The 14,985-nt window shown below is 65.7% G+C and carries 14 protein-coding genes; all 14 read right to left on the minus strand.

The annotated features are described in order from the left end of the window. Positions 1 to 140: 140 nt before the first annotated feature. On the minus strand, positions 141 to 959 hold the full coding sequence (locus tag CLV01_RS23565; protein ID WP_099733073.1) for a competence/damage-inducible protein A: 819 nt from the start codon (positions 957 to 959) through the stop codon (positions 141 to 143). After that, positions 956 to 1,855, minus strand: coding sequence for an EI24 domain-containing protein (locus CLV01_RS23570; RefSeq protein ID WP_043782572.1), 900 nt, complete (start codon positions 1,853 to 1,855; stop codon positions 956 to 958). The genes CLV01_RS23565 and CLV01_RS23570 overlap by 4 nt, the downstream gene beginning before the upstream one ends. A 15-nt stretch (positions 1,856 to 1,870) precedes the next feature. Continuing rightward, positions 1,871 to 2,851, minus strand: coding sequence for a sterol desaturase family protein (locus tag CLV01_RS23575; RefSeq protein WP_012206804.1), 981 nt, complete (start codon positions 2,849 to 2,851; stop codon positions 1,871 to 1,873). A gap of 39 nt (positions 2,852 to 2,890) precedes the next feature. Next, entirely contained in the window at positions 2,891 to 3,709 is an 819-nt protein-coding gene (locus CLV01_RS23580; RefSeq protein WP_043819097.1) for a polysaccharide deacetylase family protein, read from the minus strand. Next, entirely contained in the window at positions 3,709 to 4,941 is a 1,233-nt protein-coding gene (locus CLV01_RS23585) for a YncE family protein (RefSeq protein WP_012206806.1), read from the minus strand. The genes CLV01_RS23580 and CLV01_RS23585 overlap by 1 nt, the downstream gene beginning before the upstream one ends. Positions 4,942 to 5,125: 184 nt before the next feature. Beyond that, entirely contained in the window at positions 5,126 to 5,650 is a 525-nt protein-coding gene (locus tag CLV01_RS23590) for a phosphoribosyltransferase (RefSeq protein WP_012206807.1), read from the minus strand. A 43-nt stretch (positions 5,651 to 5,693) separates the two neighbouring features. After that, positions 5,694 to 7,070, minus strand: a complete 1,377-nt coding sequence (locus CLV01_RS23595) for an adenylosuccinate synthase (protein ID WP_012206808.1) — start codon at positions 7,068 to 7,070, stop codon at positions 5,694 to 5,696. A 39-nt stretch (positions 7,071 to 7,109) separates the two neighbouring features. Next, positions 7,110 to 8,258, minus strand: coding sequence for an ATP phosphoribosyltransferase regulatory subunit (locus tag CLV01_RS23600; protein WP_012206809.1), 1,149 nt, complete (start codon positions 8,256 to 8,258; stop codon positions 7,110 to 7,112). Between the two features lie 200 nt (positions 8,259 to 8,458). Further along, positions 8,459 to 9,349: a protease modulator HflC gene (gene hflC / locus CLV01_RS23605; RefSeq protein WP_012206810.1), complete on the minus strand. Its 891-nt coding sequence runs from the start codon at positions 9,347 to 9,349 to the stop codon at positions 8,459 to 8,461. Between the two features lie 12 nt (positions 9,350 to 9,361). After that, positions 9,362 to 10,756 (minus strand): FtsH protease activity modulator HflK, encoded by a 1,395-nt coding sequence (hflK, locus tag CLV01_RS23610; RefSeq protein WP_012206811.1) that lies wholly within the window; start codon positions 10,754 to 10,756, stop codon positions 9,362 to 9,364. A gap of 71 nt (positions 10,757 to 10,827) precedes the next feature. Further along, entirely contained in the window at positions 10,828 to 12,042 is a 1,215-nt protein-coding gene (gene hflX, locus CLV01_RS23615) for a GTPase HflX (RefSeq protein ID WP_012206812.1), read from the minus strand. 67 nt (positions 12,043 to 12,109) lie between these two features. After that, positions 12,110 to 12,361, minus strand: coding sequence for an RNA chaperone Hfq (gene hfq, locus CLV01_RS23620; protein WP_012206813.1), 252 nt, complete (start codon positions 12,359 to 12,361; stop codon positions 12,110 to 12,112). A gap of 102 nt (positions 12,362 to 12,463) precedes the next feature. After that, positions 12,464 to 13,810 (minus strand): ribosome biogenesis GTPase Der, encoded by a 1,347-nt coding sequence (der, locus tag CLV01_RS23625; RefSeq protein WP_012206814.1) that lies wholly within the window; start codon positions 13,808 to 13,810, stop codon positions 12,464 to 12,466. Between the two features lie 15 nt (positions 13,811 to 13,825). Continuing rightward, positions 13,826 to 14,983 carry an outer membrane protein assembly factor BamB gene (gene bamB, locus CLV01_RS23630; RefSeq protein WP_043819101.1) on the minus strand — a complete coding sequence of 386 codons (1,158 nt, stop codon included), beginning with the start codon at positions 14,981 to 14,983 and terminating at the stop codon, positions 13,826 to 13,828. Positions 14,984 to 14,985 lie beyond the last annotated feature (2 nt).

The raw sequence follows: 14,985 nt of genomic DNA on the forward strand, positions 1-14,985 counted from the left end.
GGCACCTGCTTGGCGCGCCAGCCCCGTGATTCTGCCGCCTTGGGAAGGGCTTGTGGATGACATTGAGGCCTCTGTCGGCATTCGATCCACCGCCCAGCATCTTCACCAAATCGGTGCAGATTCAGGGGCCGGCCCGTAAATCAGATATTGCGCACCAATTCAGGGCCAAGACTTGCACCAAATGAGTGCAGACCTTCGAGCAGCGTGGGCCAGGCCTTGGTGACAGCACCAGCTTCGCCCTTGACACCAAGTTCTATGTGCCGGCCGTGCTTGGAATCATCCACGCTGGGCAGGCTGAACACCTTGACGCCCGGGTGGTCGCGCTCTATGGCCACCATCAGCGGCGTCAGCGTGGCCTCCATGCCGCCGTAGACGATGACCGAATGCTCCCGCTGCACCGTGCTGTGGAAATGCTTGGCGTAGCGCTGCTCCAGCACCCACTCGACCATGGGCCAGGCCATGACAGGGAAACCGGGCACGAAGTGCACGGTGCCCGCTGTGCCCGAGCAGGAAAATCCCGGGATCTTGTTGTAGACGTTGGGGATGATGCGCGCGCCTTCGGGGAAGTTACCCATCTGCAGCCGGTGCAGGTTGTCGGCGCGCTGGGGTTCGTAGGGCTTGCCTTCTTCGGTGGCCACATCGCGCATGCGCTCGCGGATCAGGGCCACGGCTTCCGGGTGCAGTGCCAGCGGCACGCCCAGGGCCTCGGCCGCGCATTGGCGCGTGTGGTCGTCGGGGGTGGCGCCTATGCCGCCAAAGCTGAAGACCACGGCCTGCGATGCGAAGGCGCGGCGCAGGGCGTCGGTGATGCGCGCCCGGTCATCGCCCACGTACTCGGCATGGGCCAGGGACAGGCCACGCGCGCCCAGCAGCTCGATCAGCTTGGGAAGGTGCTTGTCGGCACGCTTGCCCGACAGGATTTCGTCTCCGATGATGAGTGCGCCTACTTGAAGGGTCATGAGGTCTTTTCTTGCGGGGTGGAGGGGGGAGAGGCCGCGCCGGCTCCAAGCGGCGCGTCGGGAGCGTAGGGCACGATGGGAGTGTCGGGCAGCGCCGGCTCCTCCTCGCGCATGCGCTGCAGCGCGGCCAGGCAGAAGTGGGCAAACCACAGCGAGGAGAAAGCGAAGATCAGCGCATAGATCCAGATGGCCACCGGAATCAGTATCCAGAAGGCCGCGATGAAGACCACGCCGGAGGCCCAGACAATGGCCGGCGCCGCGCCCAGATAGCCGCAGACCACGCCCATGAGCATCAGCGCCAGGCGGTGGCGCAGGAACAGGCTGCGGCGCTCGGGCTTGCTGGCATGGGCAGAGAGCGCGTCAAAGGCCATGACGCGGTAGGTCAGCCAGCCCCAGATCAGCGGCGGGATCACCACCACCAGGGGCGGCACGAACCACAGCGGCACCGACACCAGCAGCGCGATCAAGGCAATCAGCGAAGAGCCTGCGGACCACACCAGGCTGCCGACCAGGGTGGCGCCCTGCCTGCGCTCCAGCGCGGGAAAACGCCGCTGGGCCACCAGCTCGACCAGGGCCGGCGTCATGAACAGCGCCACCAGCAGCAGCGAGACCACGACCAGCACCGGCGTGACCGAGAGCACGACCAGCACCGGCGCCACCAGCTCGGGCAGCGATTGCACGCCCATCCAGGACCAGACGGTGTGCAGCCAGCCCACGCCCTGCAGGACCCCTTCCGTCCAGACGACCGCATCGGCCCAGAAGAAATAGCCCAGCAGCCAGGCCGTGATGGCCATGAACAGCAAGGGAAACAGCGACCATGCAATCACCCGCTTATGCAGGCAATACGCCGTCGCACGCCAGAAGGAATCGAGTAGCAAGCCCATGCCGGCAAGCATACCCCGAGCCCAGCCTCAAGCGCGACCCATCAACCTTAGGAACCCACGCCATTGCTGGGCCCAAAAGCCCTGGCCGTAGTCGCGCAGCTGGCCCTGGGCATTGGGCTGGACCTGGTCGCGCACGCCGGTGGGATCGAAGCGCAGCTCGAAGTTGGCGGTGCCGAACAGCATGTCCCACCAGGGCAGCAGCACGCCGAAGTTGTTGCCATGCGCCTTCTTGTTGCGCACGGGCGCCATGGGCTCGTGGCCAATGCCGATGGCGTGGTGGCGGCGGTGAAAGCGCGGGCTGATCCACAGCCGCTCGCCGATGGTGCCGAACCAGACGCGCAGGTTGGCGTGCTGGAAGCTCTCGCTGAGCTGGGTGAAGGCCACGATGGCCACGAACTGGCCCGGCGCCACGCCGATGAGTTGGGCCACGAGCACGATGATGGTGTCGCGGATCACATCGTCGAGCAGGTGGTTGCGGTTGTCGCTCCACACCGTCATCTGGCGCTGCGAGTGGTGCAGCGCATGCAGCTTCCACCACCAGCCGATGCTGTGCTGGCCGCGGTGTATCCAGTAGTCCAGGAAGTCGAAGGCCAGCAGGTAGATGATCAGGCTGACCCAGGCCAGGTCGGTGACGCCGGGCCACACGCCGTCGAGGTGAAAGCTCGGCAGCCCCCAGACATGCAGGCGACCCATGAGCTCGTCCCACAGCGGGTCCAGCGTGAAGAACAGGGCCAGCCGGAACAGGCCCAGCCGATGGACCACGGTGTAGATGATGTCCACGTGGATGGCGCGCCGGTCGGTGACGGGCTCGACCGGCCGCCAGTACTGCAGCGGCGCGATCACCGCCACCATGATGAAGATCTGCAGCAGGCCCACCAGCAGCCAGCCCGTGGCGCCATAGGCGTCCTCCAGCAGGCTGGCCTGCCCCAGGCCGAACAGCAGGGGCTGGACAACGCCCTCGAACAGGCGCTGCTGCGCATTACCGAACCACTGAATCCACCAGTCCACACCACGCTCCCATCGCCCGCCGCGCTGCGCGCGCGGACACTATGCGAATTTTGCTACCCAATCCCGATAGTCGGGATGCTCCCGCAGCGTGCGGAAGCAGAACCCCTGCTTGAGCAGGCCCGTGATCAAAGGTTCCAGCACGGCAGGTGCCCAGGGGTCCTTGCGTGACCAGATGCCCAGATGGGCCAGCAGGATGTCTCCGCTGCGGATGTTCTTGAGCGCCTGGGCCAGCAGCTGCGCATTCGGGTAGCGGTCGCTGGGCAGCTCATCGCCCAGAAAACCCGCGCTGGCCCAGCCCACATGCATGTAGCCGCCCTGCCGCGCGGCATCCAGCAGCGCGGGCGAGGTCTTGCCGCCGGGCGCACGGAACAGCGGCAGGGGCTTGCGCCCCGTGATCTGCTGCAGCCGCTGTGCGGATCGGCGGATCTCGTCGCAATAGCCTGCCGCATCGACCGTGAAGTTCTCGTTGGCGCGCGGCCCTGCCGAGGGGCGCACGCGAAAACCCGTGACCGGCCCGTTCTTCGAGGCGCGCAGATCACCGCGCCAGTACATGTGGTCGTAGGTGTGCGAGGCGAATTCATGGCCTTCGGCAGCGCGTGCGCGCCACCAGGGCGCCCAGGTCTCGCCCAGGCTGCCATCGCCTTGCTGGGTGGGCTCGTTGGCCGCGAAAAACGTCACTGGCACCGCATGGCGCTTGAGCACATCGGCCACCAGGTCGGCAATGCCCATGTGGCCCGTGTCGAAGGTCAGATACACGGTCTTGGCACAGCCTGTGCCCTGCCCTGCCGCCAGCGCGGGGCGCAGCAGGCCGAAAGCCGCCGCACCGGCCAGCGATTGCGCAAAGAGACGGCGGTCCATCAGCGTTGCGCGTGGGCCAGCGTCCACACGCCGTGCGGCGACTTGCCGACCTTGACCTGCTGGACCACCTTCTTTTCCACGGTGTCGATCACCGACAGCTTGCGCGCCCAGCGCGAGCTGACCAGCAGGTAGCGGCCGTCGGCGGAGACGTCCATGCAGTCGGGACCGCCCGGTGCCGGGTAGTTGGCCACGACCTGGTTGGTCTGCATGTCGATCTTGCTGATGGTGTTGGCCACGCGGTTGCTCACATACAGGTGGCGGCCGTCGCCGGCGGCGCGCATGGCGTGGGCGCCAGCGGCTGTCTTGATGCGGGCCACGCTGCGTGGCTCGGGGCCGGTGATGTCGAAGACTTCCACGCCATCGCTGCCGGTCAGGCCGATGAACAGCTTGGTGCCGTCCGGGCTGCCATAGAGATCGGCCGGCATGGGGCCGGTGGGCACGCGGGCCTTGATGGTCTGGGTGGCGATGTCGATGGCCACCAGGGCATCGCTGTCCTGCATGGTGGAATAGATGGTCGTGCTCTTGGCATCGATCCAGAGATGGCTGGGCGTCTTGCCCGTGGGCACGCGCTTGACCAGCTGCGGGTTCTGGCCATCCCAGCGGTAGATGTCGATGTGGTTGAGGCGGTTGGCCGCCGTGACGAACCACTTCATGTCCGGGCTGAAGCGCAGGTGATAGGGGTCGATGATGTCGCGGATCACGCGCTGCACCTCGCCCGTGCGCGGATCGACCAGGGTCAGGGTGTCGCCCAGCGCATTGGCCACGACCAGCGATTTCTCGTCCGGCGTGAGGTACAGGTGATGCGGCTCCTTGCCCGTGGGAATGCGTGCCGTCTCCTGCCAGGTGACCGGGTCCACGATGCTGATGTTGGCATCAAGCGAGTTGAGCACAAAGATGGGCGTGGGGCCCTGGGTCTGCGGTGGCGGCGTGACACGCGCGACCGGGGCCGCGGGAGCGGCCGTAGCCGAGGGAACGGAAGGCGCGGCAGGAACGGCGGCCGCCTGGGCCGATGCGGCTTGCGCCTGCACGGCAGCAGACGTGGCCGAGGCCGCGCGGGCCGATTTGGATCCGGGCAGGGATGCCACGGCCAGCCAGGCCAGCGCACCGCCGCCCACAACCAAAGCCACAGCCGCGCTCAAGCGCCCGACGGAAAGACGTTTCACAAAGCACCACCTTCTGAGAATCTGCGCAGTGTAGCTGCGCCAATCAGCCCCTCGGACGCTCTGGGGCATCGGCTTTTGCTGCTGTGCAAAAAACCGACATTTGCGCGACGTTGGCCCGAGATATCGCGGCAAGCGCGCCAATCCATGACTTGCATCAAGGCATGACAACGGCGCATGGAAATACCCGCCACAACGAAAAAGGGAGCCGACAGGCTCCCTTCTCGCTGGCATGCACCCAAAGGCGCAGTGGCGATCAGATCTTCCACTTCTCCATGAGCTTTTCGGGACGCAGGGTGTCGTAGTGCTCGAAGGGCTGGTGGATCCAGGGGTTGGTCGGCAGGTAGTCCACCGAGTAGTCGGGCGTGAAAGCCGACAGGCCCTTGGTCCAGATCACGGCGCTGCGCAGCTCGGTGATCGGCGGGTAGTTGGTCTTGAGCATGGCGATCACGGCGTTCAGCGTGTGACCCGAATCGGCCAGGTCATCGACCAGCAGCACACGGCCGGCGATCTCGCCCTTGGGCGTGGTGATGAAGCGCGCGATGTCCAGATGGCCCTGCACCGTGCCGGCTTCGGCGCGGTAGGAGCTGGTGGACATGATGGCCAGCGGCTTGTCGAAGATGCGGCTGAGCATGTCACCGGGACGCAGGCCGCCACGGGCCAGGCAGAGAATGGTGTCGAATTCCCAGCCGGACTGGTGCACTTTGATCGCGAGCTTTTCGATCAGTCCGTGGTATTCGTCGTAGCTCACATACAGGTGTTGACCGTCTTCCGTCAGCATGGAATGGCTCCTGGTTCAATCTTGGGGTTCAGCCGCCAGCAGTTCACTGGGCGGCGTAGGGGTTTTGCATCAGGATGGTGTGATCCCGGTCGGGGCTGGTCGAAACCATGGCGATGGGCACGCCCGTCACTTCCTCGATGCGCTCCAGATAGCGGCGGGCATTGGCCGGCAGCTTGTCGTAGTCGGTCACGCCCACGGTGGAATCGGTCCAGCCGGGGATGGACTCATAGATGGGCTTGCAGCGGGCGATCTCGTCGGCGCCCATGGGCAGCAGGTCGATCTTCTCGCCATCGAGCTCGTAGCCCACGCACAGCAGCAGTTCCTGCAGGCCGTCGAGCACGTCGAGCTTGGTGATGCACAGGCCCGACAGGCCGTTGACCTGGGCGCTGCGCTTGAGCAGCGCGGCGTCAAACCAGCCGCAGCGGCGCGAGCGGCCGGTGGTCACGCCCTTTTCGGCGCCCACGGTGCTCATGTGCCAGCCCGGCGTGCCTTCCTTTTCCCAATCCAGTTCGGTGGGGAAAGGACCGCCGCCCACGCGGGTGCAGTAGGCCTTGGTGATGCCCAGGATGTAGTGCAGCATGCCGGGGCCCACGCCCGAGCCTGCAGCCGCATTGCCGGCGACGCAGTTGGACGAGGTGACATAGGGATAGGTACCGTGGTCCACGTCCAGCAGCGTGCCCTGCGCGCCTTCGAACAGCAGGTTGGCGCCTTCGGCGTGCGCGGCGTTCAGCTCGCGCGAGACATCGGCCATCATGGGCTTGAGCAGCTCGGCATGGCGCATGGCCTCTTCGTACACCGCGTCGAATTGCACTTCGCCATCCTTGATGTACGGCTTGAGCGCGTCACCGAAGGTGAAGTTCTTCGAACCCAGCACGTTGACCAGGATGTGGTTGTGCAGGGCCAGCAGTTCGCGCAGCTTGGTGGCGAAGCGCTCGGGGTACTTGAGGTCCTGCACGCGCAGTGCGCGGCGGGCAATCTTGTCTTCGTAGGCGGGGCCGATGCCACGGCCGGTGGTGCCGATCTTCTCGGTACCGCCCTGCTCGCGCGCAGCTTCGCGCGCCACGTCCAGCGCCGAGTGGAAGGGCAGGATCAGCGGGCAGGCTTCGGACACGCGCAGACGGTCACGCACCTGCACGCCAGCCTTCTCCAGGCCTTCGATTTCCTCGAACAGCTTGGCGGCAGAGAGCACCACGCCGTTGCCGATATAGCACTTCACGCCGGGGCGCATGATGCCGCTGGGGATCAGGTGCAGTGCGGTCTTCACGCCGTTGATGACCAGCGTGTGGCCAGCGTTGTGGCCACCCTGGAAGCGGACCACGCCCTGGGCGCTTTCGGTCAGCCAGTCCACCAGCTTGCCCTTGCCTTCGTCACCCCACTGGGTGCCGACCACGACCACGTTGCGACCTTTGGTAGCTTTCATATTCAAATCCGATGAAATCCGAAGAAATTGACAAATGCGTCAGATGGCTTGCACGGCCCACTGCCCGGCAACCTGCACGAGCTCGCGGTCGCAGTGGAATTCGTCCACTTCGCTTTCATGCCCTGGCAGCACGCAGACCACGGTCTCGCCCTGCCGGCGCAATGCAGCAATGGCAGCCGCAACCTGGGGATCGTCGCCCCAGGGCGCGCGGATGGCAGCCTTGAGCGGGCGCTCGGGCACGACGGCGACGAGCTGCTTGATGTCCAGGCTGAAGCCGGCGGCGGGCCGGTTGCGGCCAAAGACCGCACCCACCTCGTCATAGCGGCCGCCGCGCACCAGCGCATCGCTGGCACCCGGCACATAGATGGCGAAGCGCGTGCCGCTGTAGTAGGCATAGCCGCGCAGATCGGCCAGATCGAAGCTCACGCTCACGCCTTCGAGGCGCTGCGCCAGCCAGCGCAGCTGGTCCAGCAGCGGCTGCACGCCTGCGGTGCGGGCCAGCAGCTTCTCAGCGCGGTCCAGCACCTCGATGCCGCCATACAGCTGCAGCAGGGCCATCAGGCCTTCGCGCGATGCGGCAGGGAAGTCGCGCGTGAGGCGCTCGAGTTCGCTCGCATCCTTGGCAGCCAGCGCAGCGTGCACGCCGCGCAGCACCTGCATGTCCACCATCACGCCAGCCAGCAGGCTGCGCACGATGCGCACATCGGCCAGATCGACATTGATGTTGGTGACACCTGCGCTGCGCAGGCAGTCCAGCGCCAGGTGCAGTGCCTCCAGGTCGGCCTCCATGCCCTGGTGGCCGTAGATCTCGGCACCGAACTGAAGCGGCTCGCGCGTGGCGCGGGGGCGGTCAGGGCGGGCATGGACGACGGGGCCGCAGTAGCACAGGCGCGTGAGGCCCTTGCGGTTGAGCAGATGGGCGTCGATGCGGGCCACCTGCTGCGTGGTGTCTGCACGCAGACCCATGGTGCGGCCTGTCAGCTGGTCGATGAGCTTGCAGGTCTGCAGGTCCAGCGCCTCCCCTGTGCCGGTGAGCAGGGATTCGAGGTACTCCAGCATGGGCGGCATGACCAGTTCATAGCCATAGCCACGCGCTGTATCGAGCAGGCCTCGACGCAATTCTTCGATGTGCCGGGCCTCGGAAGGCAAGACATCGGCGATGTGATCCGGCAGGACCCAAGCAGACATGGAAAAGGGGGAGGCTGTTAAAAACGTGATTCTACCGGCTGTTGCGGGCCAGCCCAAATTGGGGGTGACCCAAGGCCCACGGCGGGTGTTCGGTATTCCGAATCGATTCGGTGCACGGGCGACAGCGGCGGCGCAAGAAAAAACGGCGCCCCAACAGGGGCGCCGTGCAGGGGCCGGGCGGCGTTGCCGCTCAGGCGCGCTTATTTTCCAGAGCTTCCACCACTGCGGTAGGCCTTGAAGAAATCGGTCTGCGAAGGATCGAGCACGAGCACATCGCTCTTCTTGGCAAAGCTGGCCTTGTAGGCCTCCAGGCTGCGGTAGAACTGCGCAAACTGCGGGTCCTTGCCAAAGGCCTCGGCGTAGGTCCGGGCGGCCTCGGCATCGCCCTCGCCCTTGATCTTCTGGGCATCACGGTAGGCATTGGCGATGGTGATCTCGCGCTGGCGATCGGCCTCGGCGCGGATCTTCTCGCCTTCGGCGGCGCCGGTGGAGCGCAGCTCGTTGGCCACGCGCTTGCGCTCGGCTTCCATACGGCGGTAGACCGATTCCGTGATCGTCTCGGCATAGTCCACGCGCGTGATGCGCACATCGACCACGTCCACGCCCCAGGGCTTGGCGCCGCGCACGGTCTCCAGCACTTCGCGCTTGACGTCGTTCATCAGCGCATCGCGCTTGCTGGACAGCAGTTCGCGCACGGTGCGGCGGTTGATTTCCTCCTGGAAGGCATTGCGCACCACGCGGTTGAGCTGCATGGCGCCGGCCGACTCGTCCAGGCCCACATTGCGGATGTACTCCGACGGATCGGAGATGCGCCAGCGCACGTACCAGTCAATGACCACGCGCTGCTTTTCGGCAGTGAGCATGGGCTCGGTGTCGGTGCTGTCCAGCGTGAGCAGGCGCTTGTCGATGTAGCGCACGTTCTGGAACGGCGGCGGCATCTTGATGTTCAGGCCCGGCTCGGTGATCACTTCCTTGATCTGACCCAGGGCATAGACCACGCCGAACTGGCGCTGATCGACGACGAACAGCATGGAGCTGAGCAGCGCGAGCGCCAGAAGAATGCTGGTGATGAAAAATCCAACTCGGTTCACTTGGGCTGCTCCTCAGCGTGCTTCGCGGTCACGGCTGCGACTGCTGTCGCGGCTGCGCGCATCGTTCGAAAGGCCGGGAATGGCGGCAGGCGCAGGCGCCTGGGTGCTGGGGGCCGCCGAGCTGTCGGCTGCCGGCACATTGCCGCTCACGCCTTGCATGATCTTGTCCAGCGGCAGGTACAGCAGGTTGGAGCCCTGGCGCGATTCCACCAGCACCTTGGTCACGTTGCCGTAGATCTGCTGCATGGTTTCCAGGTACATGCGGTCGCGCGTGACCTGGGGAGCCTTCTGGTACTCGGTGAACACCGAGCTGAAGCGCTGCGCATCACCCTGGGCCTGGGCCACGATGCGGGCCTTGTAGCCGTTGGACTCTTCCAGCAGGCGCGCCGCCGAGCCGGCTGCGCGCGGCACCACGTCGTTGGCGTAGGCCTGCGCTTCGTTCTTGGCACGCTCACGCTCCTGGCCGGCACGCAGCACGTCGTCGAAGGCGGCCTGAACCTGCTCGGGCGGACGCACGCCGCCTTGCTGCAGGTTGATGCCCACGACTTCCACGCCCACCTTGTAGCGGTCCAGGATGGTCTGCATCAGGTCGCGCACGCGCGGGGCGATCTGGTCGCGCTCCTCGGCCAGCGCCGTGTCCATCTTCATCTTGCCGACGACTTCGCGCACGGCAGTCTCTGCGGCCTGGACCACGGCCTCGGACGGGTTCTTGCTCTCGAACAGCCAGGCGCGCGCGTCGCTCAGGCGGTACTGGACGGCGAACTTGATCTCGACGATGTTCTCGTCCTCGGTGAGCATGGCCGACTCGCGCAGGCCCGTACTCTTGATGATGGTGTCGCGCCCCACGTCGGCCGAGCGGATCTGCGTCACGAAGACCAGTTCATGGCGCTGGATCGGGTACGGCAGCCGCCAGTTGATGCCGGCGCCCACCGTGCTCTTGTACTTGCCGAACTGGGTGATGACGGCCTGCTGGCCTTCCTGGACGATGAAGATGCCCGTGCCCATCCAGATGATGAAGGCAATGCCGGCGATCAGGCCCACGCCCATGCCGGCGCTGCGCATGTCCGGCGGCTGGCTGCCGCCGCCATTGCGGATGGGCGGCTGGCCACGGCCGCCGCCCGGCTTGCCGCCGAACAGGCCCGAGAGCTTGCGGTTGAGGTCGCGCCACAGCTCATCCAGATCAGGCGGCTGGCCGCCGCCCGACGAGGGGCGGTTGTCACGGCTGTCGCGGTTGTCGCGTGCAGGCTCCGCAGGCGGGGGCGGCGGCGCGGGACGGTCGGCATCGGGGCGCGAAGCATCGTCGTTCTTGTCGTCGCCACGTCCCCATCGCGGATCATTCAGGTTGAACATCCCGCGAAGGCGCTGCGGCAGCATCGCCCAGCGATGGGCGCGTTGTGAAAGATTCATGCGAGAAGTCTCGGTTTCTTCGGTAAAGACAGGGACCCAATCGGCATTTTGCCCAATCAGGGCGCTAGCCCCTAGTATTCGGCGTCCTGCCCAGGGGGCATCGCGCCATCCACCTCCTCCTGATCCCGCTCATCACCACCGTGCGCTTCGGCGTGTTCCGCCTCCGCGCGCAGCGCATGCTCGGCCAGCAACTGCCGCAGCTGCGGCAGCCCCTCGCCGGAGCGGGCGCTGACGAACACCCGTGAAACAGGCAGTCCGTCAAGCTCGTACTGGTCCTGCAACTGCGCTGGAAGCCGCTCCGGATCGACGGCGTCCAATTTGTTGAAAACCAGTACCAGAGGCACCTCCTGGGCACCGATTTCCTTCAGAACTTTCTGGACTTGTTGGATTTGCTCTGGGAAATTCGGATTGGAGGCGTCGACCACATGCAGCAGAAGATCGGCATCGATCGCCTCCTGCAACGTGGCCTGGAATGCATCGACCAGGCCGTGCGGCAGGTCGCGGATGAACCCCACGGTATCCGACAGGGACACCGATTGCTGGGCTTCATTCAGGTACAGCTGGCGCGTGGTCGTATCCAGCGTGGCGAACAGCTGGTCGGCCGCGTAGGCGCGCGCCTTGACCAGCGCATTGAACAGCGTGGACTTGCCGGCGTTGGTGTAGCCAACCAGAGAGATATTGAAGATGCCATGGCGCTCGCGCCGCCGACGCTGCGTGGCGCGCTGCTTCTTGACTTTCTGCAGCCGCTCCTTGGTGCGCTTGATCGACTCGTCGATCATGCGGCGGTCCAGCTCGATCTGCTTCTCGCCAGGGCCGCCACGGCCGCCGATGCCGCCCATCTGCCGCTCCAGGTGGGTCCAGCGCCGCACGAGGCGCGTGGCCACGTATTGCAGGCGCGCCAGCTCCACCTGCAGCTTGCCTTCATGGCTGCGCGCGCGCTGGGCGAAGATCTCCAGGATCAACAGGGTGCGGTCGTTGACCGGCATCTGCAGATGGCGTTCCAGATTGCGCTGCTGGGCCGGGCTCAGGGCCTGGTCGAACAGCACTTCCTGGGCACCGTGCATCTGGGCGAGCATGCGGATTTCGTCGGCCTTGCCACTGCCCACGAACAGCGCCGCATCGGGCACCTTGCGTTTGCAGGTCAGGCGTGCAACGGGACGCAGGCCGGCCGTGCCGGCCAGCAGGCCCAGCTCTTCCAACTCGCCATCGAAATGGGGAAAGCCGAAATCCACGCCCACCAGCAGCACTGGCGTTGGCGTGGACCGGTCAAAAGATTCAGAACTCAAGAAAAACCTCTCCCGAAGGGTGAGGAAGCTCCCCGGCGGTGCGGGGAGGCATCAGGGCGCAGCGAGCTCAAGCGCTGGCGTCGCTGCCGGCAGCTTCGGCCGTGGAGAAGTTCACGGCGCGGCCGGGAACAATGGTGGAGATGGCGTGCTTGTAAACCATCTGCGTGACGGTGTTGCGAAGCAGAACCACGTACTGGTCGAAGGATTCGATCTGGCCTTGCAGCTTGATGCCGTTGACGAGGTAGATGGACACCGGAACATGTTCGCGGCGAAGCGCGTTCAGGAACGGGTCTTGGAGGAGTTGGCCTTTGTTGCTCACGATATTCTCCGTGTTCGAAGAGTGTTGTTGTAAACCGACACCTTACCACAGTGTTTTGGGGCCCTTGTTCGCACAAGGGTTTTCCCGAAATCCCGTGGCTTGTTACTTGTCCTTGTCGGCAAAAGGATTATGAGAGGTTTTCAACTCGATCCGCAACGGCGTGCCGACCAAATTGAATTCCTTGCGGAATCGCCCTTCGAGGAAGCGCTTGTAGGCTTCCGTCACATGCTCAAGCGAATTGCCGTGTATGACGATGACCGGAGGGTTCATGCCGCCCTGGTGCGCATAGCGCATCTTGGGGCGGTAGATGCCCGTCTTCTTGGGCGTCTGGAACTGTACGGCCTCCATCAGCAGGCGCGTGAGCACCGGCGTGGGCATCTTGCAGGTGGCAGCCTTGTGCGCCTGGATGATGGAGTTCCACAGCGGACCCAGGCCCTGGCGCTTTTCCGCCGAGATGAAATGCATGGGAGCGAACTTGAGGAAGGACAGGCGCGTCTCGATCGAGCGCTCCAGCATCTGGCGCTGGTAGTCGTCCACCGCATCCCATTTGTTCACGGCCAGCACCACGGCACGGCCGCTTTCCAGCACGTAGCCAGCAATGTGCGCATCCTGGTCGGTCACGCCCTGCGTGGCATCGATAAGCAGCAGCACGACGTTGGCGCTTTCGATGGCCTGCAGCGTCTTGACCACGGAGAACTTCTCGATGGCCTCGAACACCCGGCCCTTGCGGCGCAGGCCTGCCGTGTCGATCAGCTCGAACTTCTGGCCGGCGCGCTCGAAGGGCACCGAGATGGCGTCGCGCGTGGTGCCCGGCATGTCGAAGGCGACCAGCCGCTCCTCACCCAGCCAGGTGTTGATCAGCGTGGATTTGCCGACATTGGGGCGCCCTGCCACGGTGAGGCGGATGGGCTTTTGGGCCACATCGTCGAACGGGTCGTCTTCCTCGGGCTCGGGCAGGTTGAGCTGGCCCAGGGCCAGGTCGAGCAGGTCGCGCACGCCCTGCCCGTGTGCTGCGGAAACCGGCAGCACATCGCCCAGGCCCAGTTCGTAGAACTCGGTCAGCTGCACGCCTTCCTTCATGCCCTCGGCCTTGTTGGCCACGAGCACGCAGGGCTTGCCCAGCCGGCGCAGGTACTTGGCGATGTCGTGGTCCTGGGCGGACATGCCCAGGCGCGCATCGACAACGAAGACCACGACGTCAGCCTCGGCAACAGCCTGCTGCGTCTGGCGCGCCATCTCCTTGAAGATGCCGCTGGATGCATCTGGCTCAAAACCGCCGGTATCGATCACGATGTACTCGTGCTTACCCTGGCGGCCCTGTCCATAGTGGCGGTCACGCGTGAGGCCCGCGAAATCCGCGACGATTGCATCCCTCGACTTGGTCAGCCGATTGAACAGCGTCGATTTGCCCACATTGGGTCGCCCTACCAGGGCAATAACTGGCTTCATTCCCGAAAATACCTATCAATCCGGCCTGAAGCCGTACACAGTTCCGCTGCGGCTTACCACCACCAGCGTATTGGCAGCCGATACCGGGGGCGAGGCCACGCCGGAGTCGTCCGTCTTCAATCGTGCCAGCGCCTGTCCGTCCGTCTTGGACAGCAGGTGCACCACACCATAGTCATCACCAAACACCACCGAGCGGCCCAGCATCAACGGCGCCGTCAGGCGGCGGTGCTGCAGCTGGTCGATGGACCACACGCGCGAGCCGTCGCCGCGGCGCCAGGCCTGGACGGTGCCATTGCTCTCGGCGCCGAACACGGCATCACCATCGCCGTCGATGCCATCGGCACCCTTGGACGGCTGGGTCCAGCGCACCGATGCGTTTTGCGTATCCACACAGCCCACGGCAGCCTGGAAGGCACGCGCGCAGACGCTGTCACCGACACGGCTGACGCGGCCCACGAGGTCCACCAGGCGCTCCACGTCATTGGTGCCGCGCGGGCTGGCCAGCGGGGCCTCCCAGCGCACGGCGCCGGTGTCGGGATCGATACCCACCATGCGGCCCGACAAGCCGGCCACCAACGTGTTGCCCACGGCGATCAGCACACCGGGCTGGCGCAGCACCAGGGGCTCGCCCGGGCGCTGCGCGGTCCACAGCTTGCGGCCGTTGGCGGCATCGAAAGCGGCCAGCGAACGGTCGGCGGCCAGCACGAAGACGCGGCCTCCCGCCACCAGCGGCGGCGTGTAGGCGGCTGCGGGCAGCGGCTGCTTCCACAGCTGCTTGCCTTGCGAGTAGACGATGACCTGGTTGCTGCGCGTGAGCACGGCCTGGCGCTCGGCGTCACCGCCCACGCCCGCGGTCAGCGGCTCGCCAACAGTGAAGCGCGACAGCTGGCTGCCGTTGCGTGCATCGAGGGCCGTGACGCTGCCGTCCTTGGCAGCGATCAGCAGCGTGTCGCCCTGCACATGGATGTCGGTGGCCAGCGGCACTTCGGCGCCGAGCTTGGCGGTCCAGGCCTGGTGCACGGCCAGCAGGCCGGGGTTGGCACCCAGCTCCTGGGGCTTGGGCTTGGTGTCGCTGCTGAACCACGAGGACACGGTGGAGCAGCCACCCAGGGCACCGGCCAGCAGGCCCAGAGCCATCCAGCGCGCAACGCCGCGCGGGCGCGAAATCGCCATCA

The sequence above is a fragment of the Delftia sp. 60 genome (assembly GCF_002754395.1).
Classification (GTDB): Bacteria; Pseudomonadota; Gammaproteobacteria; order Burkholderiales; family Burkholderiaceae_C; genus Comamonas; species Comamonas acidovorans.

Coding starts and splice junctions, on each gene's coding strand:
- CLV01_RS23590 (WP_012206807.1), bottom strand. CDS start 5,650: ATGCTGACGGAAGACGGTCAACACCTGTATGTGAGCTACGACGAATAC.
- CLV01_RS23570 (WP_043782572.1), bottom strand. CDS start 1,855: ATGCTTGCCGGCATGGGCTTGCTACTCGATTCCTTCTGGCGTGCGACG.
- CLV01_RS23585 (WP_012206806.1), bottom strand. CDS start 4,941: ATGCCCCAGAGCGTCCGAGGGGCTGATTGGCGCAGCTACACTGCGCAG.
- hflK (WP_012206811.1), bottom strand. CDS start 10,756: ATGAATCTTTCACAACGCGCCCATCGCTGGGCGATGCTGCCGCAGCGC.
- bamB (WP_043819101.1), bottom strand. CDS start 14,983: ATGGCGATTTCGCGCCCGCGCGGCGTTGCGCGCTGGATGGCTCTGGGC.
- CLV01_RS23595 (WP_012206808.1), bottom strand. CDS start 7,070: ATGAAAGCTACCAAAGGTCGCAACGTGGTCGTGGTCGGCACCCAGTGG.
- CLV01_RS23580 (WP_043819097.1), bottom strand. CDS start 3,709: ATGGACCGCCGTCTCTTTGCGCAATCGCTGGCCGGTGCGGCGGCTTTC.
- CLV01_RS23600 (WP_012206809.1), bottom strand. CDS start 8,258: ATGTCTGCTTGGGTCCTGCCGGATCACATCGCCGATGTCTTGCCTTCC.
- CLV01_RS23565 (WP_099733073.1), bottom strand. CDS start 959: ATGACCCTTCAAGTAGGCGCACTCATCATCGGAGACGAAATCCTGTCG.
- der (WP_012206814.1), bottom strand. CDS start 13,810: ATGAAGCCAGTTATTGCCCTGGTAGGGCGACCCAATGTGGGCAAATCG.